The sequence below is a fragment of the Acinetobacter sp. WCHAc060033 genome (genome assembly GCF_004209125.1).
Lineage (GTDB): Bacteria > Pseudomonadota > Gammaproteobacteria > Pseudomonadales > Moraxellaceae > Acinetobacter > Acinetobacter wuhouensis.
On sequence record NZ_SGSW01000234.1, the window covers coordinates 1 to 225 of the forward strand.

Annotated in this window: 1 protein-coding gene; it reads right to left on the reverse strand. The window is 41.3% G+C overall.

The genetic code is table 11. The features are described from left to right. On the reverse strand, positions 1–204 hold a 204-nt coding region (locus EXE10_RS21385), incomplete at its 3' end, for a hypothetical protein (RefSeq protein WP_130114629.1). Positions 205–225: the final 21 nt, after the last annotated feature.

Genomic DNA, 225 nt, shown 5'->3' on the forward strand with positions numbered 1-225 from the left:
CTCATTATCGCCACCATTTTTCAGCAACCATTGCTGCATCATGTAATCTATTTCTTTCCAATTGTCCGCATGACGTTCAATTAAGCTAAACGCTACAGCTCCATTCACGCCCTGCCAATCTTGGTTAAGTTCTTCTTTGCGCTCTTCTGTGAGTTCAGGTGGTTCAAACTGATCAAAGAATTCATCAAATGTCATATCACTCATAAGTCCACCACTCTTGTACTC